Raw genomic sequence first — 26,803 nt, forward strand, 5'->3', positions numbered from 1 at the left:
GGTCAGCATGGACATTTTGAATTAATGAAAACAGTTTTATGAATTAGCTGGTAGTGCACTGATTTTAAATATTTTATCGACAGCAATCATAAGTGATATTTATTGCGGTACTGATAGCGTTTTGCAGCTTAATTAGTTTCCCCAGTCTGCTGTCCGATTTCCAATAATGAGAGGAAGAATATGGCAAGCGCAACAAATCAGTTGAATATGGGATATATATGGATGATGTGCCTGGTGGCAGCCTGTGGTGGTTTGCTGTTTGGCTATGACTGGGTGGTTATCGGCGGTGCGAAACCGTTCTATGAAGCTTATTTTTCTATTACCGATCCGGCTCAATCTGGCTGGGCGATGAGTTCCGCTCTGGTCGGCTGTGTGTTTGGCGCTCTGATTTCCGGCTGGTGTGCCGATCGCTTAGGACGCAAGCGTCCTTTGATTCTGGCCGCAATACTGTTTGCGGTTTCATCATGGGGAACGGCCATCGCAGGCAGTTTTGATGAGTTTGTTCTTTATCGCATTATGGGGGGCGTGGGGATTGGTCTGGCTTCCGCTTTGAGCCCAATGTATATCGCAGAGGTGAGCCCGGCAGATAAACGCGGGAAGTTCGTGGCGGTTAACCAGCTGACGATTGTGATTGGTGTGTTGGCGGCTCAATTGGTTAATCTGATGATCGCTGAGCCGGTAGAGTCTTCCGCCACGGCTGCTGATTTACTACAAAGCTGGAATGGCCAAACCGGCTGGCGCTGGATGTTTGGCGCGGAGTTGGTACCGGCCCTGGCTTTTCTGGTACTGATGTTTTTTGTTCCTGAATCGCCGCGCTGGTTGGCAAAAGCAGGCAAAGTTGAGAAAGCCAGAGGTGTACTACAGCGCATTGGCAACCAGCATTATGCGCAAACCACGCTGAATGACATTATTCGCACTCTGGGAAGTGACTCGCAGAAGGTACCGATGAGTGAGTTGCTCAATCCTAAGGTTCGTCCAATTATCGTTATTAGTATTGTGTTGGCAATGTTCCAACAGTGGTGTGGCATTAACGTTATCTTTAACTATGCTCAGGAGATTTTTGCCTCAGCCGGATTCGATATTAACGATACCCTGAAGTCTATCGTGGCAACCGGATTAATTAATCTGATCTTTACTATTCTGGCGCTGCCACTGGTTGATAAATTAGGGCGTCGTAAACTGATGCTGATTGGTTCGCTCGGGCTTACCATTATCTATGTACTGATTGCTGGTGCTTACGCCTTTGGTGTTCTGGGATTACCGGTTCTGTTGTTGGTGCTGGCAGCCATTGCAATTTATGCCCTGACGCTGGCGCCAGTGACTTGGGTATTACTGTCGGAGATTTTCCCTAACCGTATCCGTGGTATGTCCATGGCGGTAGGTACCTTCTCACTGTGGATTGCCTGCTTCTTACTTACCTATACTTTCCCGTTACTCAACGCTGGTCTGGGTGCCTCAGGCAGCTTCCTGCTGTATGGCGTCATCTGTATGGCTGGGTTTGTATTTATCCGCGCCCGGGTGCCAGAAACTAAAGGCGTAACCCTGGAAGCATTAGAAGATGTATTGAGTGGCGCTGGTCAGCGTACGAGTGAAAATACCGAGGATATGGTTGAGGTTAAGTAGCGTTTTGTTTGTTTTTATTCCCGTGGATCTTCCGGCCGTAAGTACGATGTATTAGATATAAACATCGTGCCCGGCCGGAATAATATTTACGGAAGCTGAAACAAACGAGACCTTATTTACCACACCAGTTATTCGCCTGCTTAATCCCGCCATTCGGTGAGCTATAACCTAAACAACCAAGCATAGAGTCAAAGATCTCTTTGTGGTTTAGCGTTACGCCTGTCCGATGTTTAGCTTTTAGTCTCTCAAATGCGTCATGGCGTTCCGGTTGTTTTAAGAAACTGTCGGAGGCCCAAACCATAATTGGCACGCGGAACTGTTCTGGCGGAGCCATTTCCCTTGGCGTTGCGTGGAAGTGCGCATTATTACTGATAGATTCACCGTGGTCGGCAGCATAGAACACCAGCGCATTCTTATCCCGCATTTGATCAATCACATTAGCAATAAAGGTATCAACATACAGCACGCTGTTATCAAAAGAGTTAATCAACTGCGCCTTGGTACATGAACGGTCAATACCCATACACTCAGGTGTATAGCGTGCAAAACTGGCCGGATAGCGTTGGGAGTAGAGATAGTGAGAACCTTTAGTATGCAGTATCACTAAGTGTTTACCGTTAGGGTAGCGTTGTAGTGATTTCTGTAACTCATTGACCAACAGCATATCATCGACAGGTTTACCATCGTTACGCTTCTCTGAAGCAATGGTTTCACGGAACTGGTAGTCGTTAACATTGGTATCGTTATAGAACCACAGTTCGCTTTGCATGGCGAAAAGTTCAGAGGTAAAACCTAATGACTTCATTACCGAAAATACATTCTTTTCCTGTAAGGTGCGTTGAGCATTATCTTTAGTGCCCCCTTCACGCACAAACATACAGAGCAGAGAGAGTTTGGTGGCCGTATCGCAAGACTTGCCTTTGAACATCAGGAGATTCTCTTCTTTCTCCATTTTTGGCGTAGTCTGACGGTAATAGCCCAGCATACCCATATGATCCCAGCGGGTGGTTTCTCCAATGATAAAGACTACATAAGTACTGTCGATATCTGCCGGAGGTGTATAGGTAAATTGTTTCGCAGGATCGAATAGATCCTGACTGTTTTGACTGCCCTCTGCTTTGGTATAGGCAAACAAACCGAGTGCCGCCAGCCAGTTAGAAGGAAGATAGGAATGGGCTACTACGCCACCATAACTTGGCAGATCGGTATTTGATTGTATTTCTTCACTTTTTTGCTCGTAACCTTGCAGATGAAGCGGTAACCATACTAATACCGCAGCTATCAGCAGGATGGCAAAGGGTTTTTTGCGCTGGCCTGGTGTTTTAATCTGTTCCATCAGGGTGTGACGTAAATTGTTTTTCCAGATCAATAACAGCGGCAGGGCGCTAACCAGCACCATCCAAAGAATCAAATGCCAGCCGATGGACTCTTTATTCATGTCCATATCGGTAGTGAGTACGGATATTACAACGCCATAACCAATCACTACATTGAAAAAGATCATGTAGTAACTGGCAGCGACGGATATTAATACAAACAGAGTGGCGGTTATGCGATAAAACAGTTTTCCCCCCAGGGATAACAGACGCATAAGGAAAAAAGTAAAAAGAACGATAACCAGAATTTCGGTAGCGGCTTCGATGACTTTACCAAAACTCAAGCTGTGGCTAAAGCGGCGGTAGAATACAGAAAGGTTAAGGAAAATACCAATGTAAATGGCTAAAATTAAAGATATTTTTTGTTGTGATAACGCTTTGAGTCTGTTCATAAAGTTAATGTATTGGGTTGGCTCATCCGGTTTAGCTCTGTGATGGTCAGACAGTGTATACAAAAATTAGTGCAATTAATTTTTATTATTATTAATAACAACACCTTGTAAACAAAGTAAGCCAGTTTATATAAATAATTCAGCCTGTTAACCTTAGGGAAATAACCATATGAACAGCTGACTGAAATGGTTATTTCCTTAGTACAGTGGTTTTTATAGCCGAAAGTGTTGCATTACAGCGGTGCTGGTTTGATATTAAATCCATCAGTGACAAAGGCGATTACTTGGGTTCATTCCAGGCCGAGAGATCAATGTCAGTCACTCTGTCCTGTACGCGATAAATCTTCCATGCGCCATGCTCTAACCGCAGGGTAATATATAAAGTCTGCTCCATGTCATTAGCCTTACCTAAATGGATGTCCACTTCGGCGTTATTCCCATCAATGGATTCGCGTAATACCTCGATCTCAGAGGCCCAGTTGTCACCATAATCCTGAGCGCTGAGATAATAATCAGCATCTAATGGATCTTCACTGTTATTAATTTTATTGAGCAGGTTAAGGGTTTCCTGACTGATATATTTCTCGAAGGTTTTCTGATCCTCCGGATTGGCTGATGGCAGGCGTTCAATATTGGTCATATACCAGTGATAAAACGCGATAACTTGCTGTTGTGGTGTAGCCTGTTGTTCAACGGCAGGTTCTGTAGCCAGTGAGCTTTGCCATAAGGCCGGTGTTGCTAACAGTAATACCAATAAAAAAACTTTTTTCAGCAGAGTCATTTTAGCGTTGTGCCTGATTTGATAAAAACGGTAGGGGATTTTAGGGGACAAAATTACCGGAGAAAAGAGGCGCTAAAGAATATAAATGCCACCAATAAAAAAGGGGAGCCGGAGCCCCCCAAAATCCTACAGAGAGGAGGTGGAACTTAGCGAGCCAACCAGCCGCCATCCACGGCAATAGTGTAGCCATTAATATAGTCAGAAGCAGAAGAAGAGAGGAATACTGCCGGGCCCATCAGGTCATCAGGTAAGCCCCAACGGCCAGCCGGAATACGGTCGAGAATTTCTGCACTACGGCTTTCATCCGCACGTAACTGCTGAGTATTGTTGGTTGCCATATAACCAGGAGCAAGGGCATTAACGTTAATGCCGTGTTTTGCCCACTCGTTAGCTAACAGACGGGTAACGCCCATCACCGCACTTTTCGATGCAGTATAAGAAGGAACGCGGATACCACCCTGATAAGAGAGCATTGATGCGATATTGATGATTTTACCGCCGTGGCCCTGCTTGATAAATTGACGGGCAACAGCCTGAGACATGAAGAAGACGGTTTTGATGTTGATATTCATCACATCGTCCCAGTTCTTTTCAGTGAAATCGATGGCATCTTCACGACGGATAATACCGGCATTGTTAACCAGAATATCGATTTTACCGTACTCAGCCAGTGCTTTTTCCAGCAGGCCGGGAATACACTCAATATTGCTCAGATCTGCGGTCAGGCTTAAGAAACGGCGGCCTAAAGCGTTAACTTTTTCGATAGTTTCAGTTGGTTCGGTGATGTTTACACCGACAATGTCACAGCCAGCCTGAGCCAGACCTAATGCCATACCCTGACCTAAACCGGTATCACAGCCGGTGACCATTGCTACTTTACCTTTCAAATTGAAAGAATCTAAAATCATGACAAAATCTCCCTGGTGGGCAGCCCCTGGGTTGCCCATTTTGATATAAAAGCGGCCGGTATCACCGGCCGATAACAGATGAATGAATTAACGAATATCTTTGATCTTTACATGGTCCATATCATCGTAGGTTTGGTTTTCACCAATCATGCCCCAGATGAAGGTATAGTTTTTGGTACCCACGCCGGAGTGAATCGACCAGCTTGGTGAAAGTACTGCCTGTTCGTTGTGTACCAGAATGTGACGGGTTTCTTGTGGCTGACCCATCATGTGGAATACGGCATTTTCTTCATCAATATTGAAGTAGAAATAGGCTTCCATACGACGCTCATGGGTATGAGTTGGCATGGTGTTCCATAAGCTACCTTCGGCCAGTTTGGTTAGACCCATGCTTAACTGGCAGGTTTCTACCACTTCAGGGATCAGGTATTTATTAATGGTACGCAGGTTGCTGGTTTCCGGGCTGCCTACGGTCATTGGGGTTACATCGGCACGGGTGATAAGCTTGGTTGGATAAGCCATATGAGCCGGTGCGCAGTTATAGTAGAACTTGGCGGGTTTAGCGGCATCAACGCTGTTGAAAATGACTTCTTTTGCGCCTTTACCAATGTAGATAGCTTCTTCATTACCCACTTCATAACGGGTGCCGTCAACGGTAATGATGCCTGCACCACCAATATTAATTGCACCAAATTCGCGACGCTCAAGGAAGTAACTCACTCCCAGTTGTTTACCTACTTCAGTACCGATAGTGACGCTTTTGCTGACCGGCATGATGCCACCAACGATGATGCGGTCGATGTGGCTGTAAGTCATGGTGTATTGGTCCGCTTCAAAGATTTTTTCAATCAGGAATTCGCGGCGTAGTTCAGTGGTATCCAGTTTTTTAGCGTGATCGCTGTGAATACTTTGACGAACTTGCATATCAGAACCTCTTTAACAAAATGAATAACAAGGATTATTTATCTTATCTCCGCCATGCGGTAGGTTAATCCACTGTCTTTATCAGGAATCAATCCTGTTAGTGTAGCCGCCATTTAATACCAATGGCGGCACCTGTCATGCTTATTGTGGCTGTGGAAGTTTATAAGCCTGGCGAGCCAGTAGTTTCCAGTCTCCGGCTTTATCTTTTTTCCATACCTGCATGACGCCAATCTTCACTTCACCGGGTTTGCCGCTGTCGTTGGTTTTGGCTTCAAAAATGTGTCGGACAATAGCCACATCACCATCTACGTCGACCGTTTGGTCATTCAGGTTTAGCGTCACGAAACTGGATTTGCCGGTAACAATCGCGTCAACAAACTCGGCGTTGTTCTCAACGCGACCGCTGGAGTGACCGTAGCTGAGGTTTGGCGCGCCAACTTTTTCCAGCTCGACCTTTTTGGCACTTAACATCGCCTGACGCATATTTTCGACTGCATTATTGACCGCTGTGACATCTGCATTTTGAGCAAAGCATGTACCGCTGATTAACAATGAGAACAATGCTGCACCTAATATTTTTTTCATGTTTCTTATCCCGTATCCTTGATTAAATAACCCAGAGTTCAAAACAACGTAGATAGTGTGTAAACCTTAAGCTTTGTCGGTGACGCCAGCAGTTTCAGGCTCTTTTACTGCCGTTTTATTCCCCATACGTTTTGCCCACATGGCGGTAATAATTGGCACCAGAACTGAAGTGACGATAACCGAAGTCGCAACCAGTGCGGTGGCAGCAGGAGCAACGGGTTTGAATTGAGGCAGCATTTCTGCAATCAGTACCGGTGTGGCAACCGCAGCCCCTGCGGTACTTGAGGCCGCAACCCCAGCAGTTCCGTTACCTCCACCAATAAATTTATCGGCAATGATGAGTGGGATACCGGTGACGATAATGACACCTACGCCTAACAGAATGCCTAACAGGCCGGTTTCCAGAATAACGCCCAGGTTAATGGTGTTACCTAATGCGAAGGCGAAGAATGGAATCAGGGTATGTACTGCTTTGCTGAAGAATTCACGCAGTTCAGGATCCAGGTTACCCAGTGCAAAACCAATCAGGAATGGCAGAACGGCACCAACGAAAGCTTGTGGTTCGAAAGAGGCAATACCGGCAGTACCCAGAATAATCATGGTCATTAACGGCCCCGATTCGACGGACATCAGTACGAATGCGCCCGCTTCTTCTTTTGAACCGTATTGCTGCATGATAGAGGCGTACAGGCCACCGTTAGTCATGTCCATCGCGGCAACTAATGCCAGGGTAGACATACCTGCGAAGAACCCAACTTCAACACCATGTTCAGGAATGATTTGTGATGCAATGGCTGCAACCACCCAGGCAGTAGCAATTTTTGTAATAACCAGCGTACCAGACTTACGTAATACGGTGCCCGTTGCGCTCAGCTGAATAGATGCTCCCATACAGAAGAACCAAACCGCCAGAATGGGTACGGTACCCGTGATTAAACCGTTAGTGAATGAACCAAAATATTTACCCGCGCCAGGAGACAGAGTATGGCAAATGGCACCTAAGAACAGAGGAACCAGCATCAATCCGCCAGGGATTTTGTCAATTGCCTGTTTGATTTTCATATTATTTCCACCTAGTCAGTAAGTTATTTTCAATAACGATAAGTGTGTGATTGATATCGTTACTGAATAAACCAAAAAAGTATCCTGCGACCACGCAATAATGACAGTATCAATTATTGTGTAGCTCGATGTTTTTTATTTAAGTAGTTGCGACTGCTCTTTTAAGATAAGTTCAGAAAAATATCCCTGTTTTAGTCAGGGTTTATACCTGTCTGATTTATCTTTGCTATTAGTTAATAGATTCTGGTTAAGAGTAGTTGGCTCCTTATGGCGTTGTTGGTTCCAATAATTAAAAGTAAATGAAATTCTTTAACATTTTCTGCGATATTTAATTCTTAAAATAAATCATCTTTTTGATAACTAATGATTTATCTGTATTTTTTGTTTTTAATTTAGCTTCGCGACTCTGCTTTAGTTGGTGCAATCCTAGCTAATTATGATGGTGGTTAGCTGTGATCTGAGTCATACAAATTATATTTTGTTTGTAAATATGAAACATCGTTTCAAAATTATAATTACGTTATTTCACAAAAATAGGTCTGACGTGCCGATGCTGTCTGTAATGTGGCTGTTTTGTTGTTTTATTTATCGATTGATAAAAACTAAAAAGTTATAAGTCGACATTTTTTTGAATTAAAGTGATTCTAAAGCGTGTTAATAATTCGCTTGGTGACTATTGGAATTGCTGACAAACCAGATAAATTGCTTTTAATAAATATTCCGGTCGTAAAATCTAAAATGCTTATATTGATTTTGTGCTCCGCCGGAAGAGCGCCTGTACTTGTCTGAGGGGGTGCTAGCCTGCGCCAGTGCTGTTTAAGCAAGCCTGGTCATCAATCCGTGTTGGTTTTTTCCATACAATGATGAATTAACGTTTTAGTTAATACGACGGAAGCTGGAGCAACATCCATGTTGCTCGTAGTACTTTCAGATTTTGTGGTTACAGCATTTTCCTGATCACATAATGCAAAATACCGCCGTTTTGGTAATAAGTGAGCTCATTACCGGTATCAATACGGCAGCGGGTATTGATGATGTCATGATGACCATCAGCATGTGTGATAACTACTGTGACGGTTTGCCCCGGTAGCAGGGTGGCCAGCCCGGTAACGGTAATGGTTTCATCACCGGTTAAACCCAGCGATTTACGAGTAACCCCCGGTGCAAATTCCAGTGGTAAAATACCCATACCAATCAGGTTAGAGCGATGGATACGCTCAAAAGATTCAGCAATAACTACGCGAACCCCCAACAACATAGGGCCTTTTGCTGCCCAGTCGCGGCTGGAACCGGAGCCATACTCTTTACCAACAATCACGGCCAGCGGTACGTTGTCTTGCTGGTAGCGCATTGCGGCATCGTAAATTGGCAGCGTTTCTTTGGTTGGAACGTAGCGGGTAAAACCTCCTTCAACACCAGGCACCATTTCGTTGCGTATACGGATATTGGCAAAGGTACCCCGCATCATCACTTCATGATTACCCCGGCGTGAGCCGTAAGAGTTGAAATCTTTAGCCTGAATGCCGTGATTATTGAGGTAGATCCCCGCCGGGCTGTTAGCTTTGATATTACCCGCGGGAGAGATATGGTCTGTGGTGACGGAGTCCCCCAGCAGAGCCAAAATACGGGCATCATGAATATCCTGTACCGCTTCTGGTTGAGCCTGCATCGTGGTAAAGAAAGGAGGATGGCGAATGTAGGTTGAATCTTCCTGCCAGTGATAGGTTTGTGAGGCTTCAACGTTAATGGATTGCCACTCTTCGTCACCATCAAATACTTCCGCATACTCTTTGCGGTACATGGCTGCGGTAACGCCTTCAACTGCCTGAGCAATTTCATGGGAAGAAGGCCAGATATCTTTCAGATAGACTGGATTTCCCTGCTTATCATGCCCCAGTGGATCCTGAGACAAATCAACGTTCATATTACCCGCCAGCGCATAGGCCACTACCAGCGGTGGAGAGGCCAGCCAGTTTGTTTTTACCAGTGGGTGGATGCGACCTTCAAAGTTACGGTTACCGGATAGTACTGCTCCAACGGTTAAATCACCTTGTTTGATTGCCTCTTCAATAGGTGCTAACAGCGGGCCGGAGTTACCGATACAAGTAGTACAACCATAGCCAACCAGATTGAATCCCAGCATTTCCAGATAGGGTGTTAACCCTGCGGCATTGAGATAATCAGTAACTACTTTAGAACCGGGTGCCAGCGATGATTTCACCCACGGCTGACGCTGTAAGCCTTTCTCGACGGCTTTTTTAGCCAGAAGCCCGGCGGCCAGCATAACGCCGGGGTTGGACGTATTGGTACAAGAAGTGATCGCGGCGATAGCTACCGCACCCTGTTTCAGAGCAAAGGTATTCTCTTTCAGGGTGACAGGCACCTGTTCGATACGCGGTGTCCGCGCGGTGGTGTCTAACTGGGTGTAGGCTTCAAAAGCCTGTTTAACACCGCTTAATGTCACTCTGTCCTGAGGACGTTTAGGCCCTGCCAGACTGGCTTCTACGGTCGATAAATCCAGAGACAACGTGCTGGTAAATACCGGTTCATCGCCGGCATAGCGCCAGAGTCCCTGTGCTTTACAATAAGCTTCAACCAGCGCGATTTGCTGTTCACTGCGACCGGACAGGCGCATATAACGCAATGTTTCTTCATCAACCGGGAAGAAACCGCAGGTCGCACCAAATTCCGGTGACATATTGCCGATGGTGGCGCGATCCGCCAGCGTCAGGCGAGCTAATCCATCGCCATAGAACTCAACGAATTTACCCACTACTCCGTGTTGGCGTAACATTTGAGTTACGGTTAAAACCAGATCGGTAGCGGTAATGCCTTCCCGTAGTTGTCCGGTCATTTTGAAACCGACCACATCGGGAATTAGCATTGACACTGGCTGACCCAACATAGCGGCTTCAGCTTCAATACCGCCAACACCCCAGCCCAGAATACCTAACCCATTAATCATGGTGGTATGGGAGTCAGTACCTACCAGCGTATCCGGGTAGACCATCAGCTTGTCGTCCTGCTGCTCTTGCCAGACCGTTTGCCCTAAATACTCGAGGTTGACCTGGTGACAGATGCCGGTGCCCGGCGGTACAACACGGAATCGGCTGAAGGCTTTTTGTCCCCAGCGCAGAAAGGCATACCGTTCGTGGTTGCGCTGCATTTCCAGCATGACGTTAGTGGTAAAAGCCTGGGGATTAGCGTAATCATCCACGGTGACGGAATGGTCGATGACCAGATCGGCAGGTGAAAGCGGGTTGACTTTACTGGCGTCGCCACCGAGTCGGTGCACGGCCTCCCGCATGGCGGCCAGATCGACAATCGCGGGAACGCCGGTAAAATCTTGCATTAATACTCGCGCCGGGCGATAGGCAATTTCACGATCGGCATGACCGCTTTCCAGCCACTTAACCAGCTCAGCCAGATCGGCTTCCTGTACCGTATCGCCATCGATAAAGCGCAGCAAATTTTCTAATAAAACTTTAAGAGATTTAGGCAGGCGCTCGATATCGCCCAATTGAGAGGCGGCTTTTGACAGGCTGTAATAGTGATATTTCTGTTGGCCGACCGTTAGGGTGTCAAGACTCTGTTGACGTAGATCAGATGACATAGCTCCTCCATTAATTACCGATATTGCTGGCATCCGCCAGTCGTTATTTTTGAAGTGCTGCTTAGCTGTATTAAAGATAACACAAATATTTCACAATATTTGGTTAACATTTGTAAAGTTCGGTGGAGCGATTAATGGGATAGGTAGCAGTGCCAGACCAAAAGAATTGGGCGAATATTGAGATGATTTGTTGCAAAAAACGATGCGCCGGGTCAGATCCGACGCATTCCGATATTTATGGGTGAGTGTTTACTTACCATCGCCCAGCATAATGGCCAGTCGCTGCCCTGAGGGTGTCGCTTCCAGCATAATTTTTGCCACTATGGTGAGAGGCACGGAAAGTAGCATTCCTACTGGCCCTAATAGCCAGCCCCAAAATATTAGCGAGAGGAAAACCACTAAGGTGGACAGACCCAGCCCCCGACCCATAACTCGCGGTTCAATGACATTACCAATAAGAATATTCACCACGACGAAACAGGCGGTTACTATCAGCGCATCGGAGAATCCACTGAATAACAGGGTTTGCAGTACCGGAGGAATCGCGGCAATGACCGAACCAATATTCGGAATATAGTTGAGCAAAAATCCCAGCACACCCCAGAGCATGGCATATTTGACATCCAGCACCGAGAGAAACAGCCAGATCACCAATCCGGTTGCCAGACTGATAGCGGTTTTGATGGTCATATAACGACTGATACTATCCAGCGCCGCCTGAATCCCCAACATTCCCTGCTGTGGATTATTCAGTGCTTTTGCCAGTTTTCCGGGCAGAGTTTGAACCTCAAGCAGCATAAAAACCACGGTCATTAACAGCAAAAATATATTGGTCATCATGCCGGAAAAACCCGACAGCATACGCGTAATAAAGCTGACTAACGCGCTGGGGTCGAAATACTGCATTAGTTCTTCATTCGATATATGGATATTGACTTGCGCCGCATAGGCCTGAAAAGTACGTAAGTGTTCACTAATTGGCCCACGATACTGGGGAAGGGTACGGGTAAATTCATTCAGCGAAGATCCCAACAGGCTGACGGTCATAAACATGCCTATTACGATGGCGACAATAATGATCAATATTGAAAGCACCGAAGGTATTCGCCAGCGTGCCATCATTCGTACCAGAGGATAGAGAACAATAGACAGAAAAAGCGCCAGCAAAAAAGGAACAACAATCTGGGAGGCAGCCTTAATGCCCGATAGAATAATGACGACTGAGGCCAGCATTAACAGGGTGCGTAACCCCATCGCAGATAAATCAGTTTTCAATCCTGTTTCTCTTCTGTAATAGGTGAATCGAAGGGCATTATGGCATAAATCAGATAATCGTACCCGTTTGATGATTTTCCTGCTTTATCGACGGTTATTGCCGGATTTTGTCGTAAATTATTAGCATGATAAGTGAGTTAGCTTGCGGGTATCCGGTTTACCCACCGCCGTCAGTGGAATCTCCTCAATGAGCTCAATACTGACCGGCATTTGGTAGCGTGCAACCCGGGGTTTTAGCCACTGGATTAATTCCTGAGCATTTATCTTCCTGGCAGGTTGGGCAACCACATATGCCTTTAGCCGCTGGCCGAACTCTTTGTCTTCAATACCAATGACTACGCACTCCCTGACCAATGGATTTTCAGCCAGAACCTTTTCCAGTTCAATGGGGTAGATATTTTCTCCACCGGAAACAATCATGTCGTCATTTCGACCGTTTAAGAAATAGTAGCCGTTGGCATCCCGAAAGGCTAAATCGCCGGTTGTAACGAAATCGTCGGTTTGTTGTGCCGCCCATCGGCATTGAATCTGTAATAAACCAACGGTGTTATCACGGGTAATCAACTGGCCTGTAGAAGTATCGCGCAGGCAGATAGTTAACCCATCTATGGGTAATCCAATAGTGCCTGCTGCACAGACCAGATCGTCCGGCGTGGCGATAGTACAAACGCCCGCTTCCGAAGTGCCGTACAGGTTGAATAGCCGCTTACCCAGCAGGGTTTGCGTTTGGTTAACCAGCGCTGGTGACAGGGCAGCTCCACCGGAAATAATACAGCGTAGTGATTTCAGATTTGCCGGATAGCTATGCAGCATTCGGCTTAGCATCAAAGGAACCAGAGTGACTACCTCTATTTGCTGCTGGTTTATCAGCTCTGCGGCTTGTTGCGCCTCGAAACGGCGCTTCAGATAGATAGTGGAACCGAGTAGGGTGGCAATACATAATGTCGCCAGACCAAAGCCATGGTAAATCGGCGTGGCAATATATAAAGAGCGATATTGCGCCAGTTTTAACTTATCCAATAACGCTATCAGTGGATTAATAAAAGCGAATAGTGAGGGCTTGCGCACCGCCGGTTTAAATTCACAGCGAGTGCCGCCGGTTAGCACGACAATTTTTCCCGGGCCATAGGTGATCTTACCCATTGGGTTGATGGGCATTTGGCTATATGACTCAATGGATGCTGCTGACTCATGGTTGACAGGTAAGCATTGTCCGCCGTAACCCGCCAACTGAATGATGGGAGACAGTTCCGCGTCGTGGATAATTAAGTGAAACTGATACTGGCGAATAAATGAAGCCAATTGCTGATGGCTGATTTCACTGTTAATTAAACAGATATCTGCGCCGATTGCTGAACTGGCAAACAGTGCTTTAAGCAATGAGGCATGATTACGACAAATAATCGCTACCTGCTGACCCGGTGTAATTTGGTGTTGCGCCATAAGTAAACCCGCTACCGCCCGGGATTGCTGGTACAGCTGTTGATAACTGAGAGACTGATTCTCATCCTGAACAGCTTTGCGTTCGGGGTAGCGTCGGGCGCTATAGCCTAATAGTGCCATCAAACTGATGCCGTTAATCCGGATTGAGGCGATCAGGGCTGATATACCTTTAAACGACAAAAGACCGGTACTACGCAGTAATTTAAATTTATTCATCTGATTTACGCTTCAAATAGTAGCCACAACAGCCAGCCCACAGCCGATGGAATATAACCGAAGTCACTTGGGCCAACAGAGTCCACCAGGGACGGATACAGGGTTTACGAGTGAGCAGAGCACGGCAGATGATGTCTGCCGCTTGCTCAACGGATAAAGCAGGAACCGGCTTATTGGCATAAACTGGCGTGATCATACGAGTTTTAACCAGCGGAAAATAGAGGGAAGAAACGGCAATGCTAGCCAGTTTTAATTCCGGTTCCGCACAGCGCAGCCACTGGTCAAATGCGGTTTTCGAAGCTTGATACGCAGCCCAATAAGGCGTAGGGGCTAACAGCACATTCAGCGCTGAAATATTAATAATCTGCCCCTGTGTTTTCTCCAGCATAGGAATCAAACCGAGGCAAAGCTGAACCGGAGCAAGGTAGTTCAGACGGATAGTGCGTTGAAAATCATGCAGCCTGTCTAATGAATCCATTAGCGGACGACAGATGGATTTTCCCGCATTGTTAATAAAAATATCAATATTGCCAAATTGTTGTAGTTGATGGAGCAGCTCAGCGCATTGCGTCTCATTGGTTAAATCACAGGAAAAAATATGACAGTCAGCGGATCGGGCATTCAGCCGTTGCTGAATCTGCCGTAGTTTTTCTGCGGTGCGGGCAACCAAAATTAATCGAACCTGACAGTTTGCCAGCCTCTCTGCTACCGCTTCACCTATGCCATAGCTGGCGCCGGTAATCAGAATAGTTTTATTTTGCAGATAGCGGTTGAGTGCGGATTTATCCGGCTGGCGGTAGGGGAAGAGCAGGTATTTGGTTAGTGCCGTGATACGGGTATTCATTTATCCAGTTCCGTCGCTTTCCCTGATAATAATCCAATAGGTAGACAGAAATAGCACGATGAAACCATTTTCTCAATCCGGGGTTAGAGGGTGAATAAAAGCATGCCGATAAAGCCAGAGTGGGTATAATGGGAAGACTTCAACTGAAAAAATGGTAATTTAATATTTTTCAATTGCTTAATGTGGGCTGACTGAGATGAATGACACACACTCGACGTTGATTAGACAACTCTGTGAGCGTATTGCAGAGCCAGATAACACGCCGCTATACCTGAAGTTTGCTGAAACAGTCAAAATGGCCGTGCGCACCGGCGTATTGCCACCGGGAAATATACTGCCGGGGGAACGTGACTTAAGCCAGTTAACCGGAGTGTCGCGAATTACCGTACGCAAAGCCATGGAAATGCTGGATGAACAGGGCGTAGTTATTCGCTCCCGCGGCTTTGGCACCCAAATTAATGATAAGTTTGAATACTCATTAAAAGAAGCTAAGGGGTTCTCTCAGCAAGTAGAGCTGCGGGGAAAAACGCCGAATACTCTGTGGGTTAACAAGAGCATTGTGGATTGTCCGGACGAGGTCGCCGAGCAGCTAAAAATTCCGGCTAATAGCCCGGTATTTATGCTTAAGCGTATTCGTTATGTGGATGATGACCCGGTTTCTATTGAGGAATCTTATGTTCCGGTGGAATTGATAAAAAATGCCGATGATATTGGTATGTCACTGTATGACTACTTCCGCAGTCAGAACATTATTCCTCAACGAACCAAAAGCAAAGTCAGTGCTCGTATGCCGGACGTTGAGTTTCAGTCACATATTAAGCTGGATGGTGCGGTACCGGTGCTGGTGATTAAGCAGGTGGTATTTGATCATCTGAATCGGCTGATTGAGTATAGTATTAATTTGTGTCGTAGTGATATGTATGTTTTTGTTTCGGAAGAGTAATTTCGCTCCGAATTTATTTCGTCCACTAATAGTTATAGTGTCTGGATTTACAGCTGTGCGAGTGGCCGAGCAGGGAGGCATTATGGCGAATGCCCCCCTGCACCCCCCGCGCCTTCGCACACGAATTCAGGTCGCGCTATGAATACATCATTTCATGATGTATTCACTCTTGCGAGCCAGCGCAAGCGCTGTTCAACGCGGTATACCGCGTTGTGGCGACTGCCTTCCTCCTTCGTTCAGCCTTAACGCACCGGCGCAGAGCCGCTCCCGACGTCGCTGCGCCTCACCCCGCGTCCATGCGGGGTGTGCTGGCCTCTCTCAGTCGTCAGCTGAATTCAAGTGCTCTTTGGGAAGAACAAAGAGCAAAGAGCAAAGATTAAGGGCTAAAGGGCTGCTTTGTTGATCAAATATATTTCTCAAGATATTCCGATAACTCGGTGACCGATGGGGCGCAGTCGCCGCCGCGGTGGCTGACGACGTAGGAAGCGACGGCATTGCTCAGAGTGACAGCATCAGCCAGTGACCAGCCAGAGGAGAGGGCGGCGAGGACTCCGCCAGCGTGGCTGTCACCGGCGCCGATGGTGTCGACCACCTGAGCAGGAAATGGTTTGATCCAGCCTTTTTGCTTACCGTCGTGATAACAGGCGCCTTCTTTATCTACCCGAATAATCAGTGGGCAGCCATAACGGCGGTACCAATCTTCTGCCAGCGTATCGGCACTCAAAACGGAAGTATGGCCGGATATTCTGGCATCCATTAACTCAGCTTCCTGGCGATTGAGAGATACCATCGGCTTGAGAGCCATCAGACGAGCTAATTGCTGTTCTGATATATCCTCAATACGCGGGCCGAAATCGATAAACAGCTCAACGCGACTGTTTAACGATTCCAGCCAGTCAATCAATACTTCGCCAGTAGCAGAGGCTAATTGATAGCCGGAAAGATAAATCAGGGTATCTGGCTGTAACTTAAGGTTACGCAGGATTTCGCTGTCCCATTGGTTCTCTACACCGCTGACGGACAGGAAAGTGCGTTCGCCATCGGGTTCCACCAATGCCAGACACCAGCCGTTATCGCCTTTATCGGTTTCCAGTGCAGACACAATACCTTTTTCACTCAAAGTTTTTCGGATGATATCGGCCCAGATACCTTGTCCCATCGGTAAAGCATTAAGGGAAGATAGCCCTAATCGATGTAGCGTGATGGCAATATTCAGCGCGCAGCCACCTACATTAACACCCTGTTGGTGTAGTTCAATATCACTACCCCGATGGGCAGTGAGTAAGCATCAGCAATCACATCGATCACTGCGGCACCAATCACACAAATTGGGCGCTGATTAATTAACGATGGAAGTCGATTTCTCAGTTCAGCAGCGTTCATAAGCAACCTCTCTTTGATGACGAAGCTGGATAAAGGCCTGACTGTAGCGAGTGAAATCCAGTTGATTGACCCGATCTAACTGTTGTTTTAACGCCGGATCAATGCGTTCAATTCCGTGTAAGGCGCCGCAAATAGCGGTAGCCATTGCACCGATAGTATCGGTATCACCGCCGAGGTTGGCACACAGAATGGCACAGCGGTTAGGATCGGTTTGCGCCAGTTCAACCATAGCGATGGCTGCTGGTACGGATTCAATAGTACTGGTACCGGCACCCACTAAATGGTAAATCTGCTCCATACCTTGCTCAACGCCTTCCGCCCGTCTGGCGGTGTGTAACGCCAGTTCGATTCGGGCCGCCATTGAAGCACTGAACGTGGTGATATGCTTTTCCTGCGCCGCTTTGGCAACCGCAGGAAGCTGATCGCAAATCTGTGACCAACTGGCACCATCGATAGCTTTAGAAATTGCCCAGGCAACCGCCACGGCACCGGCAATTGCGACGTCAGATTTATGGGTTGGGCTGGAAGCTTTTGCTACATCGGCGATAAAATCATCCAGTGAGTGGGTTGGCAGCAGGCAGCCAAGCGGAGAAACCCGCATAGCGGCACCGTTGGTGACGCCATTATTTTCTAACTGCTCAATAGGGGTGCCTTGCTTAATGGCGTTTAGCGCAATTTTGGAGGTTGGCCCCAACACGTTCTTATTAAAAGCATCAAATGCTTCTGCCCAACGCATAATATTACGACCGATAACTGCAGGTTCAATTTCCCCTTTGCACTCAATAATGGCATCAGCCAGCGCCAGCGCCATCGAAGTGTCATCGGTAAATTCAGCGGTATTAAAATAGCAGGCGGCGTTATTTTCTGCCGGTCCCGGTAAAAAGCTGTCTATCCAGCCAAAATAGGATTTGACCCGAGAACGTGGCCACAACTCTGAGGGCATTCCCATTGCGTCGCCTAAAGCCTGGCCATAGAAGGCGCCTAAAATGCGGTTCTCTTTATTCATCATAAACCCTTAATATTTGACTCTATTGCTATACCGCGGAATTCATTGCCTGAAGACCGCGGCGGATAAAACCTGACGATTAGGCTTCGACTGATTTAGCGTCTTGTGGTGCGACTTCGATAGTTTTGATTTCACCATCGGACTCTCTGAAGAACAGCATAAACAGGATGGTAATGACCACAATCATGATGGCGCCAAACCCCCACATACCAGCCCAGTTAAAGGTTTGTCCGTTAACCGGCTCGGAGTAGGCAAACATTTTCTCCATCATTTGACCGCCTAAACGGTAGCCTAACAGGCTGCCGAAACCCTGACAGCAGAGAGTAATTAACCCTTGTGCTGCGGTGCGCATATGTACCGGTGCTTTTTTATCAACATAAATATAGGCGGTAACATAGTAGAAGTCGTAGCTAACGCCGTGTAACAGAATACCGAGGAATAGCAGGCCATAAGTAAAGATATGGTCGGCACCACCGTAAACGAAGAAGCCATAACGAATAGCCGCAGTCACTAAGCCAAGTAACAGCACCTTTTTGATACCGAAGCGCTTGGTAAAGAAGGGCAGCGCCAGCATAAAGAAGATTTCAGAGAACTGACCCAGCGTCATCCAGCCGGTAGCATTCTTCATGCCCACTTCTGTCAGGTAACCATTGGCAAAGATATAGTAGAAAGCCAGTGGCATAGCGAACAGGAATGAACAGAAGAAGAACACCAGGAAGTTGCGATCTTTTAACAGCACGATGGCATCTAACCCCAGCATCACTTTCATGCTCATCTTACCGGTACTCTTCGGTGGCGTGTTTGGTAGCATCAGAGCGAACACCCCCAGCAAGGCAGAGCTGGCGGCAGTAATCAACAAGGGAATATTGCTGGCGGAGATATCGCCATAGCCCAACATCCCTGGTAAGAAACCGCATACCAGACCGGAGGCGATCCAGCCGATGGTGCCCATTACCCGAATGCGCGGGAACTGACGTTCCACATCATCCACGTTTGAGAACGCAATACTGTTGGTTAACGCGATGGTTGGCATATAGGTTAATGAATAGGCCAACAGCAAAGGGAAGAAGGTAGTGAACTGGGTTTGCTGTGCTGCCAGCCACATGAGTATGGCTCCGGCAAACATCAATACTGCCAGAACTTTTTGTGCTGCAAAGAAGCGGTCAGTAATGGAGCCTACCAAAATAGGGGAAAGAATGGCGGCAATCGCCGTACAGGCGTAAGACCAGCCAATCTCTGTTGGGGTAAAGCCGCTTGAGTTCAGGAAAAGCCACAGAGGTACAAACCAGGCTCCCCAGATAAACCATTCAATGAACATCATGAATGAGAGTTTTGCTATTGTTTTATTCATGTTTCAGTCCTTTCATGATACTGCGTAGGGTAGGTAGCGCTACCATGACAATACCACTTGATAATACCTTTGCAATACCTTTGTGTGAAAACCTTGAACCAGTTAACATTGTTGAAGGCGCTGGAGAGGGCACAATTCTGCCGTCAGCGATAAATTCTTTTGATATCAATATCAACAGTACCACTAGCGTAATTTCTGAAAGAGTTGTTTTAGCCGGGAGTGTATAAGTCAATATATACTAAAGGTTTTTTGGGGGGTAAAAAGTCTGAACAGGGCTAAAACCATAGAAGAGCCCATAGGTTAATCACCGAATTGTGCAACCACCGTCAGCACTGAATCGATTTATTTAAAACGGTCAGTAATATCTCATGCTGAAAAAGTGCTTTTATATCCAAATATTACGCGTCGAATTGCTATTCTGGTGAGATAATCGTTTTTTGTTACAACTTGCTACTTTCAATTTATTCCTGCATCATCGACCATCTTAAATCGAAATCTGATTATTTTGTGAACTAGTTTTGGAGTTTTTATGCCTTCACTTGTTTTAAAAATAATGGGTTCAGCGTTTTTCTTTTTGAGTGTGAGTTCATCGGTCGGTTGGGCATCAACAGGGACAATGAAACATCAAGAGTATTCTCTCAATGATAAGCTTGACAGCCTACCTGACTTGCGAAAATACCCTTCCGGCACTCAACGGAAAAAAGCATTTCTTAATGCCGTTGTACCTATTATTGATCAACAAAACAGTCAAATTCGCCAGGAACGCGAGTGGCTATTAAAAAAGCGTTCATCCCAGAGCTGGAGCTCACAGGACATCGTGCGGTTACAGCAAATCTGTAGTCGTTACCGTATGGAATGCACTTCAAATCCAAAGAAGGTGAAGTGGGATGAGCTGCTAAAACGCGTTGATGTTCTGCCGACTCATTTGGTGGTTGCTCAGGCAGCGACAGAGTCAGGATGGGGAACCTCTAAGTTGGCGCAAACCAACAAGAATTTGTTTGGTATGCGTTGCGGTAGTAAAAGTTGTAATAGCAAAGGTGGAATCAAAGGCTATTCGTCTTACAGTTCTGTAGATGATTCCGTCACTGCTTATTTACTGAATATGAACACCCATGCAGCCTACAATAAACTGCGTGATTCACGAGCCGCGCTGAGAAGTCAGGGCGATACCGTGACGGCCGAGCACTTAGTGAACAAATTGGGGCGCTACTCTGAACGGGGTACGTCGTATAACCAGTTTTTACGCAAGATGCTGGATCATAATGAAGAGTTGATTCAGCAGGTGAGAACTGCATCGAGTCTTGATGTTGCAGGGTGATATTTGGGAATGTAAAGAAACCGGACAGTTAACTGTTCGGTTTTTTTTATTTTTATGGGATGAGAAAGTGAAGTTATGCTGGTGCTGGTGCTGGTGCTGGTGCTGGTGCTGGTGCTGTTTGGTTCGGTGTAGGTTTCGCCGCTTTAAGTGCTGTGTTTATTTCGGCAGTAGAGTTTGCGTCGAGCAAAGGGGCGTTGGGGCGAACGCCCCTCTGCACTCCCCGCGCCTGCGCAGCCGACTGTTGACCGCCGCGTTGCGGCGGCAACCTCAGCCAATAAAAAAGCTGATGCTGGTGCTGTTTGGTTCGGTGTAAGTTTCGCCGCCTCAGTTGCTGAGCGAGACTCGGCAGTGGTGCCTGCGTCGAGCAAAGGGGCGTTGGGGCGAACGCCCCTCTGCACTCCCCGCGCCTGCGCAGCCGATTGTTGACCGCCGCGTTGCGGCGGCAACCTCAGCCAATAAAAAAGCTGATGCTGGTGCTGTTTGGTTCGGTGTAAGTTTCGCCGCCTCAGTTGCTGAGCGAGACTCGGCAGTGGTGCTTGCGTCGAGCAAAGGGGCGTTGGGCGAACGCCCCTCTGCACTCCCCGCGCCTGCGCAGCCGACTGTTGACCGCCGCGTTGCGGCGGCAACCTCAGTCAATAAAAAAGCTGACGCACCGGCGCAGAGCCGCTCCCGACGTCGCTGCGCCTCGACCAACATCCATGTTGGTCGTGCTACTTTTTTATTGGCTGAGGCAACATTCGGATGCTTTAACCTGAAGGGCTAAGGGCTAAGGGCTAAGGGCTAAGGGCTAAGGGCTAAGGGCTAAGGGCTAAGGGCTAAGGGCTAAAGATAAAAAATGAATGCCTGATTGGTAGTTAACATTGCCAATTCTAGGCCCGATGCACTCCGAGGCTAAGTACAAACGGTCTCCCGGCCGGGCACAACGGTGATATACGCAATACTGCTTTTGCGGCCGGAATATCCACAGCAGTCAACAGTAAAAGATGCCCATTGTCGGCAAAGCCGACATATTCAGAACCTAAGTACAAACGGTCTCCCGGCCGGGCACAGCGTTGATATGAGCAATACCGCCTTTACGGCCGGAATATCCACAGCAGTCAACAGTAAAAGATGCCCATTGTCGGCAAAGCCGACATATTCAGAACCTAAGTACAAACGGTCTCCCGGCCGGGCACAGCGCTGATATGAGCAATACTGCCTTTACGGCCGGAATATCCACAGCAGCCAACAGTGAAAGATGCCAATTGTCGGCAAAGCCGACATATTCAGAACCAAAGTACAAACGGTCTTCCGGCCGGGCACAACGGTGATATACGCAATACTGCCTTTACGGCCGGAATATCCACAGCAGCCAACAGTAAAAGATGCCCATTGTCGGCAAAGCCGACATATTCAGAACCAAAGTACAGATGGTCTTCCGGCCGGGCACAGCGCTGATATGAGCAATACTGCCTTTACGGCCGGAATATCCACAGCAGCCAACAGTGAAAGATGCCCATTGTCGGCAAAGCCGACATATTCAGAACCTAAGTACAAACGGTCTTCCGGCTGGGCACAACGGTGATATACGCAATACTGCTTTTACGGCCGGAATATCCACAGCAGCCAAAAAAACCTAAAACAACCAAAAAAACCTAAAACAATATCCTAGAACGCCTTCTTATGCCCCAACCTCGACAACAAATCCGTAATACACAATACCAATGTCGACCGAATAGCCTGTTGATATCGTTGAAGCTGCATATCCACCAGTTTGTCATCAATTACCTCTTCCGGTAGGTTTAACACCGGGGGAGGGGGCAGGGTAATACCGTGCAGCATATGTAACGGGCCCAGCACTTCATCATCGGTAAAGCTGAGGTTATCCTGAATATTGAGCAGCTCATTATTCAACGCCAACAATAGCTCAACATCCTCATACTCATCCCGGGTGATAACGCCAAGCGCATAAATCAGCTTCAAACGTACCGGAAGCGCTGCCAGAGGGCCGGAACCCTCCAGCAATGGTTCAACAGCATACTTAACGGCATAGTCATCTTTGCGGAATACCTGCAGGATCAGCAGATCGACGGCATCGGCTAACAGGCTGACAGCAGCCTCGATAAAACCTTTGACCGTTAATCTGGCATTCAGACGCTCCAGAATGCGATTTTCAAATACCTGTGTTTCTTCCATTGTTGCCATAGTTTACTTTGCCAGCTAAAGCTTCTACCTGAACAGCAGACATTGCTGCCTGCCAGGGTTACATAAAGGTGCATAATTACATGATACAGGCATCTGCTAAGCCTGATGTTGCATGGTGTTATACACATTTGTTATTTGTGTCACAACCTTCGGTTGATCCTGAAGGTTACAAACATCTCGCAGGGTTTGCTCTATTCCCTTTGATGCCAACATCGTTGCCAGCTCTTGCGCCTGCGGATCTTGCTCACTGCGGTAACTCAGCGCAGCAGCAATACCAATCAGTAAATTTTGATGGGGTAAACCATACTCCAGCGTACCACGAAGCGGTTTAATTAACCGATCCCCGTCACTCAACTTACGCAATGGTTGGCGGCCTACTCGTTCAACATCATCATGCAAATAAGGATTTTCAAAGCGGCTGATGATCTTATCAATATAGGCGGCATGTTGCTCGGGATCGAATGCATAACGGCGAATCAATACAGCGCCGCTCTCTTCCATCGCTGCTTTTACTATCTGACGAATATCTGGATTGAGGATAGCATCGCGAATAGTTTTGCACCCGGCCAACTGGCCCAAATAAGCAGTAATGGCATGGCCGGTATTGAGCGTAAACAGCTTACGCTCTATATAGGCCATCAAATTTGCCGTAGGTTCCATACCTTCAATGTGTGGTAACTCACCCTTAAATTGAGTGCTGTCTACAATCCATTCGCTGAAGGTTTCTACCGTTACATCCAGTGGATCGTTTGCTGCTTCACCGGGTGGGACAATACGGTCTACGGCGGAATCAACAAAGCCAATACACTGTTCCATCCATCCCTGCATTTCTTCCGGAACCTGTAGCATTACATGTTGTTTAAGCTGACTGGTACCACGCACCATATTCTCGCAGGCAATAATATTTAATGGCTGGTTATTGCCCTGTTGATAGCGAGCGATAAGCCCCTGCGCCAGAGTACCGGCAATCTTTTCCAGCACTTGCGGGCCAACGGCAGTGGTAATGATATCAGCCTGAGCTATTTGGCGGATGGCATCCGGGCTGGCGCTGTGAATCGCACTAATACGACTAACTTTTTCTATCCTGGCATCTTTGCCAACCACATTCACCTGATAGCTTTGCTGATGCGCCAACTGATCAACCAAGGGTTGATTAACATCAGCAAAGGTAAGTTCGGCCTGAGCATCAGCCAATAATTTTCCGATAAATCCGCGACCGATATTGCCCGCACCAAAATGAACTGCTTTCATAAGCTTAACCTTAATAATCTGTGTTCAAATCTAAACCGTAAAAAGAACAGGGGCCGGGGGGCCAGCCCCTAATAACAAAGTATCAGCAGCTAAATTGATGGCTACGGCAGTAGATACTTTGCAATACGTACCATTACGCGGCTCGCTCACCGGCCAGCAGGTCTAAGACTTCCTGCACGCTGGTGGTTTGTGCCAAACGTTCAATAATGCCGTCTTCATCCAGAGCATTGGTTAAACGGGTAATAACCTGAATATGCTGGTTATTGCGCGCCGCAATACCAATGACCAAATGAGCTGTCTCTTCCGGTGTATCACCGAAGCAGACACCCTGAGGGTATTGGCAAATCACGACGCCAGTACGCAATACGCGATCTTTGGCTTCTACGGTGCCGTGTGGAACGGCGATGGATTCTCCCAGATAGGTTGAAGTTAATGCTTCACGGGCCAGCATAGCGTCGATATAGTCGGGCTCTACATAGCCGCCATCAACCAGCATCTGACCGGCAAAGCGAATCGCTTGCTCTTTATTGTCAGCCTGCAGATTGAGGAAGATGTTACTGGCTCCCAGCTCAAACAGATTCTCTTCCTGATTGGCGGGGTCAAAATGTTCGTCGTTAGCGGCGACAATGGTTTGCGTAATGAGTTTGCTGTCGTTGGCCGCTTGAGGATGTTTGGCAGCCAGCAGGCGTGCTGTTAAGTCATTGTAGAGCTGGCTATCGAGAAAGTTTTTCAGCGAAATATGTATGGCATGAGGTGCATGATCCATCGCACGACGGGTGAGGTCTTGATGGGTGATTACCATATCCACGCCTTCAGGCAGGCTGTTAATCGCGCAGTTAGCCACAGTAATATGGTTGAGCCCGGCATCTTTTACTTTTTTACGTAATACACCGGCACCCATAGCGCTGGAACCCATACCGGCATCACAGGCAACCATAATGGTGCGCACATAGCTTAAATCTTTCGCCATATCGCCTTTATGCATTGCTGGTTGGGTGGTACCACCCTGTGCTTTATTGCCTTTGGACTGTTGTTTCATGCCTTGCATACGGCGAGTGGCATCAGCCAGACCGTTGTTCTCTTCTTCACCGGCAGGTACACGCTTAAGCATCACGGCGGAAACCAGGAACGAGACAATACCAGAAGCGAGAATAGACAGAACTACGCCGATTAACGATGACTTTGGTGTCATCAGTAATACAGCAAAAATCGAACCGGGAGAGGCCGGAGAAACCAGTCCTGCATTAAACAGTGTCAGAGTAAATACACCAGTCATTCCACCCAAAATCACCGCAACAATCAAACGCGGGTTCATTAAAACGTAAGGGAAATAGATCTCATGAATCCCACCAAAGAAGTGGATGATCACCGCACCCGGTGCAGACTGTTTAGCGCTGCCTTTACCAAAGAACATATAGGCTAGCAGTACCCCAAGGCCTGGGCCAGGGTTAGCTTCAATCAGGAAGAAAATGGATTTGCCAGTTTCCGTTGCTTGTTGAATTCCTAGCGGAGAGAAGATTCCGTGATTGATAGCATTATTCAGAAACAGGATTTTTGCCGGTTCAACAAAAATGGAGGTTAATGGCAGCAGGTTGTTCTGCACCATAATGTTAACCCCGGCGGCCAACAGCTTAGACAGGGATTCAACCAGCGGGCCAATAGCCATAAAGGCCAGAATAGCCAATAACATACCAATAATGCCGGCAGAGAAGTTGTTGACTAACATCTCAAAACCGCTTTTGATTTTACCATCAACCCAGCGGTCGAAGCGGCGAATAGCATAGCCACCCAGTGGGCCAACGATCATGGCGCCCATAAACATGGGCATATCAGCACCAATAACCACACCCATAGTCGTTATTGCACCAACCACGCCGCCGCGTTCATCGCCAACCAGTCGCCCACCGGTATAGCCGATTAATAGGGGTAATAAATAGGTAATCATTGGGCCAACCAGTTTGGCTAACGTTTCATTTGGTAGCCAACCGGTAGGAATAAACAGTGCGGTAATCAGCCCCCAGGCAATAAATGCGCCGATATTAGGCATCACCATGTTGCTGAGGAAGCGGCCAAAATTCTGTACCTTGACCTTAATATTTGGTGATAACATAAAACACCCCTCGAGGTACGCGCAGATGGTAGTGCGCGTAGTAGTAGTCGGGACGGTTTCGCCAAAAACCGTCGATCATTTTCAATGCAAGCCGACTCTATCACGACATTTTTATCTCGCGTACCCCGGGCGGACTTTGTGATGGATATCACCATTCCACCCCCCTCGCTCTATGCTTATTGGTGATGTTGATCACAAAAAATGACTGTAAGAAA

The 26,803-nt window shown here is 47.3% G+C and carries 20 protein-coding genes and 1 pseudogene; 5 read left to right on the top strand and 16 right to left on the bottom strand.

Translation table 11 applies throughout. The annotated features are described in order from the left end of the window. Positions 1-156 precede the first annotated feature (156 nt). Positions 157-1,623: a sugar porter family MFS transporter gene (locus I2494_RS04790; RefSeq protein ID WP_321206121.1), complete on the top strand. Its 1,467-nt coding sequence runs from the start codon at positions 157-159 to the stop codon at positions 1,621-1,623. Positions 1,624-1,735: 112 nt separating this feature from the next. Here the strand turns inward: I2494_RS04790 and eptB are convergent, their stop codons facing one another. From eptB to I2494_RS04840, 10 genes are all read right to left on the bottom strand, one after another. After that, complete coding sequence (gene eptB, locus I2494_RS04795; protein ID WP_218468164.1) at positions 1,736-3,391, bottom strand: kdo(2)-lipid A phosphoethanolamine 7''-transferase; 1,656 nt, start codon at positions 3,389-3,391, stop codon at positions 1,736-1,738. A 280-nt stretch (positions 3,392-3,671) separates the two neighbouring features. After that, positions 3,672-4,172: a DUF3828 domain-containing protein gene (locus I2494_RS04800; protein ID WP_218468165.1), complete on the bottom strand. Its 501-nt coding sequence runs from the start codon at positions 4,170-4,172 to the stop codon at positions 3,672-3,674. A 146-nt stretch (positions 4,173-4,318) separates the two neighbouring features. Further along, a complete protein-coding gene (gene kduD, locus I2494_RS04805; RefSeq protein ID WP_218468166.1) occupies positions 4,319-5,080 on the bottom strand; it encodes a 2-dehydro-3-deoxy-D-gluconate 5-dehydrogenase KduD in 762 nt (253 codons plus the stop codon). Between the two features lie 87 nt (positions 5,081-5,167). Continuing rightward, the gene (gene kduI, locus I2494_RS04810; protein WP_140920354.1) at positions 5,168-6,004 is read right to left on the bottom strand and encodes a 5-dehydro-4-deoxy-D-glucuronate isomerase; all 837 of its coding nucleotides are present in this window, start codon (positions 6,002-6,004) and stop codon (positions 5,168-5,170) included. Positions 6,005-6,145: 141 nt separating this feature from the next. Further along, positions 6,146-6,589 carry a nuclear transport factor 2 family protein gene (locus I2494_RS04815; RefSeq protein WP_218468167.1) on the bottom strand — a complete coding sequence of 148 codons (444 nt, stop codon included), beginning with the start codon at positions 6,587-6,589 and terminating at the stop codon, positions 6,146-6,148. Positions 6,590-6,655: 66 nt separating this feature from the next. Continuing rightward, positions 6,656-7,651: a 2-keto-3-deoxygluconate transporter gene (gene kdgT, locus I2494_RS04820; protein WP_218468168.1), complete on the bottom strand. Its 996-nt coding sequence runs from the start codon at positions 7,649-7,651 to the stop codon at positions 6,656-6,658. A 940-nt stretch (positions 7,652-8,591) separates the two neighbouring features. Next, positions 8,592-11,264 carry an aconitate hydratase AcnA gene (gene acnA, locus I2494_RS04825; RefSeq protein WP_218468169.1) on the bottom strand — a complete coding sequence of 891 codons (2,673 nt, stop codon included), beginning with the start codon at positions 11,262-11,264 and terminating at the stop codon, positions 8,592-8,594. 249 nt (positions 11,265-11,513) lie between these two features. Then, positions 11,514-12,518 (bottom strand): AI-2E family transporter, encoded by a 1,005-nt coding sequence (locus tag I2494_RS04830; RefSeq protein ID WP_218468234.1) that lies wholly within the window; start codon positions 12,516-12,518, stop codon positions 11,514-11,516. A gap of 141 nt (positions 12,519-12,659) precedes the next feature. Then, positions 12,660-14,198, bottom strand: coding sequence for an AMP-binding protein (locus I2494_RS04835; protein WP_218468170.1), 1,539 nt, complete (start codon positions 14,196-14,198; stop codon positions 12,660-12,662). Beyond that, positions 14,191-15,042, bottom strand: coding sequence for an SDR family NAD(P)-dependent oxidoreductase (locus I2494_RS04840; RefSeq protein ID WP_218468171.1), 852 nt, complete (start codon positions 15,040-15,042; stop codon positions 14,191-14,193). The genes I2494_RS04835 and I2494_RS04840 overlap by 8 nt, the downstream gene beginning before the upstream one ends. 196 nt (positions 15,043-15,238) lie before the next feature. Between I2494_RS04840 and I2494_RS04845 the strand changes: the two genes are divergently transcribed. Next, positions 15,239-15,985 carry a GntR family transcriptional regulator gene (locus I2494_RS04845; RefSeq protein WP_218468172.1) on the top strand — a complete coding sequence of 249 codons (747 nt, stop codon included), beginning with the start codon at positions 15,239-15,241 and terminating at the stop codon, positions 15,983-15,985. A 403-nt stretch (positions 15,986-16,388) separates the two neighbouring features. Here I2494_RS04845 and I2494_RS04850 read toward each other — a convergent pair. From I2494_RS04850 to I2494_RS04860, 3 genes and pseudogenes are all read right to left on the bottom strand, one after another. Then, a pseudogene (locus I2494_RS04850) lies at positions 16,389-17,368 on the bottom strand (PfkB family carbohydrate kinase). Continuing rightward, on the bottom strand, positions 17,355-18,374 hold the full coding sequence (locus I2494_RS04855; RefSeq protein WP_218468173.1) for an ADP-ribosylglycohydrolase family protein: 1,020 nt from the start codon (positions 18,372-18,374) through the stop codon (positions 17,355-17,357). The pseudogene I2494_RS04850 and the gene I2494_RS04855 overlap by 14 nt, the downstream one beginning before the upstream one ends. A gap of 79 nt (positions 18,375-18,453) precedes the next feature. After that, positions 18,454-19,725, bottom strand: a complete 1,272-nt coding sequence (locus I2494_RS04860) for a nucleoside permease (RefSeq protein WP_218468174.1) — start codon at positions 19,723-19,725, stop codon at positions 18,454-18,456. A 44-nt stretch (positions 19,726-19,769) separates the two neighbouring features. Here I2494_RS04860 and I2494_RS04865 point away from each other — a divergent pair, with 44 nt between their 5' ends. The 3 genes from I2494_RS04865 to I2494_RS04875 all read left to right on the top strand — a co-directional run bounded on the left by I2494_RS04865 (position 19,770) and on the right by I2494_RS04875 (position 21,469). Further along, positions 19,770-19,952: a hypothetical protein gene (locus I2494_RS04865; protein WP_228350841.1), complete on the top strand. Its 183-nt coding sequence runs from the start codon at positions 19,770-19,772 to the stop codon at positions 19,950-19,952. Positions 19,953-20,254: 302 nt separating this feature from the next. Continuing rightward, entirely contained in the window at positions 20,255-21,043 is a 789-nt protein-coding gene (locus I2494_RS04870; RefSeq protein WP_218468175.1) for a protein bax, read from the top strand. Positions 21,044-21,217: 174 nt separating this feature from the next. Further along, positions 21,218-21,469, top strand: coding sequence for a hypothetical protein (locus I2494_RS04875; RefSeq protein WP_218468176.1), 252 nt, complete (start codon positions 21,218-21,220; stop codon positions 21,467-21,469). 1,221 nt (positions 21,470-22,690) lie between these two features. Here the strand turns inward: I2494_RS04875 and I2494_RS04880 are convergent. The 3 genes from I2494_RS04880 to I2494_RS04890 all read right to left on the bottom strand — a co-directional run bounded on the left by I2494_RS04880 (position 22,691) and on the right by I2494_RS04890 (position 26,588). Continuing rightward, positions 22,691-23,227: an MltR family transcriptional regulator gene (locus I2494_RS04880; protein ID WP_218468177.1), complete on the bottom strand. Its 537-nt coding sequence runs from the start codon at positions 23,225-23,227 to the stop codon at positions 22,691-22,693. Between the two features lie 96 nt (positions 23,228-23,323). Beyond that, entirely contained in the window at positions 23,324-24,478 is a 1,155-nt protein-coding gene (locus I2494_RS04885; RefSeq protein WP_218468178.1) for a mannitol-1-phosphate 5-dehydrogenase, read from the bottom strand. 133 nt (positions 24,479-24,611) lie between these two features. Further along, positions 24,612-26,588 carry a PTS mannitol transporter subunit IICBA gene (locus I2494_RS04890; protein WP_218468179.1) on the bottom strand — a complete coding sequence of 659 codons (1,977 nt, stop codon included), beginning with the start codon at positions 26,586-26,588 and terminating at the stop codon, positions 24,612-24,614. Positions 26,589-26,803 lie beyond the last annotated feature (215 nt).

The sequence above is a fragment of the Limnobaculum allomyrinae genome (assembly GCF_016649425.1).
Classification (GTDB): Bacteria; Pseudomonadota; Gammaproteobacteria; order Enterobacterales; family Enterobacteriaceae; genus Limnobaculum; species Limnobaculum allomyrinae.

What these genes read in the sequence shown, in the direction of transcription:
- I2494_RS04855 (WP_218468173.1), bottom strand. Translation starts at nt 18,374, where the DNA reads ATGAATAAAGAGAACCGCATTTTAGGCGCCTTCTATGGCCAGGCTTTA.
- I2494_RS04870 (WP_218468175.1), top strand. Translation starts at nt 20,255, where the DNA reads ATGCCTTCACTTGTTTTAAAAATAATGGGTTCAGCGTTTTTCTTTTTG.
- kduI (WP_140920354.1), bottom strand. Translation starts at nt 6,004, where the DNA reads ATGCAAGTTCGTCAAAGTATTCACAGCGATCACGCTAAAAAACTGGAT.
- I2494_RS04885 (WP_218468178.1), bottom strand. Translation starts at nt 24,478, where the DNA reads ATGAAAGCAGTTCATTTTGGTGCGGGCAATATCGGTCGCGGATTTATC.
- I2494_RS04865 (WP_228350841.1), top strand. Translation starts at nt 19,770, where the DNA reads ATGACAATACCACTTGATAATACCTTTGCAATACCTTTGTGTGAAAAC.
- I2494_RS04835 (WP_218468170.1), bottom strand. Translation starts at nt 14,198, where the DNA reads ATGAATAAATTTAAATTACTGCGTAGTACCGGTCTTTTGTCGTTTAAA.
- I2494_RS04830 (WP_218468234.1), bottom strand. Translation starts at nt 12,518, where the DNA reads ATGGGGTTACGCACCCTGTTAATGCTGGCCTCAGTCGTCATTATTCTA.
- acnA (WP_218468169.1), bottom strand. Translation starts at nt 11,264, where the DNA reads ATGTCATCTGATCTACGTCAACAGAGTCTTGACACCCTAACGGTCGGC.
- kdgT (WP_218468168.1), bottom strand. Translation starts at nt 7,651, where the DNA reads ATGAAAATCAAACAGGCAATTGACAAAATCCCTGGCGGATTGATGCTG.
- I2494_RS04860 (WP_218468174.1), bottom strand. Translation starts at nt 19,725, where the DNA reads ATGAATAAAACAATAGCAAAACTCTCATTCATGATGTTCATTGAATGG.
- I2494_RS04840 (WP_218468171.1), bottom strand. Translation starts at nt 15,042, where the DNA reads ATGAATACCCGTATCACGGCACTAACCAAATACCTGCTCTTCCCCTAC.
- eptB (WP_218468164.1), bottom strand. Translation starts at nt 3,391, where the DNA reads ATGAACAGACTCAAAGCGTTATCACAACAAAAAATATCTTTAATTTTA.
- I2494_RS04880 (WP_218468177.1), bottom strand. Translation starts at nt 23,227, where the DNA reads ATGGCAACAATGGAAGAAACACAGGTATTTGAAAATCGCATTCTGGAG.
- I2494_RS04800 (WP_218468165.1), bottom strand. Translation starts at nt 4,172, where the DNA reads ATGACTCTGCTGAAAAAAGTTTTTTTATTGGTATTACTGTTAGCAACA.
- I2494_RS04890 (WP_218468179.1), bottom strand. Translation starts at nt 26,588, where the DNA reads ATGTTATCACCAAATATTAAGGTCAAGGTACAGAATTTTGGCCGCTTC.
- I2494_RS04845 (WP_218468172.1), top strand. Translation starts at nt 15,239, where the DNA reads ATGAATGACACACACTCGACGTTGATTAGACAACTCTGTGAGCGTATT.
- I2494_RS04815 (WP_218468167.1), bottom strand. Translation starts at nt 6,589, where the DNA reads ATGAAAAAAATATTAGGTGCAGCATTGTTCTCATTGTTAATCAGCGGT.
- kduD (WP_218468166.1), bottom strand. Translation starts at nt 5,080, where the DNA reads ATGATTTTAGATTCTTTCAATTTGAAAGGTAAAGTAGCAATGGTCACC.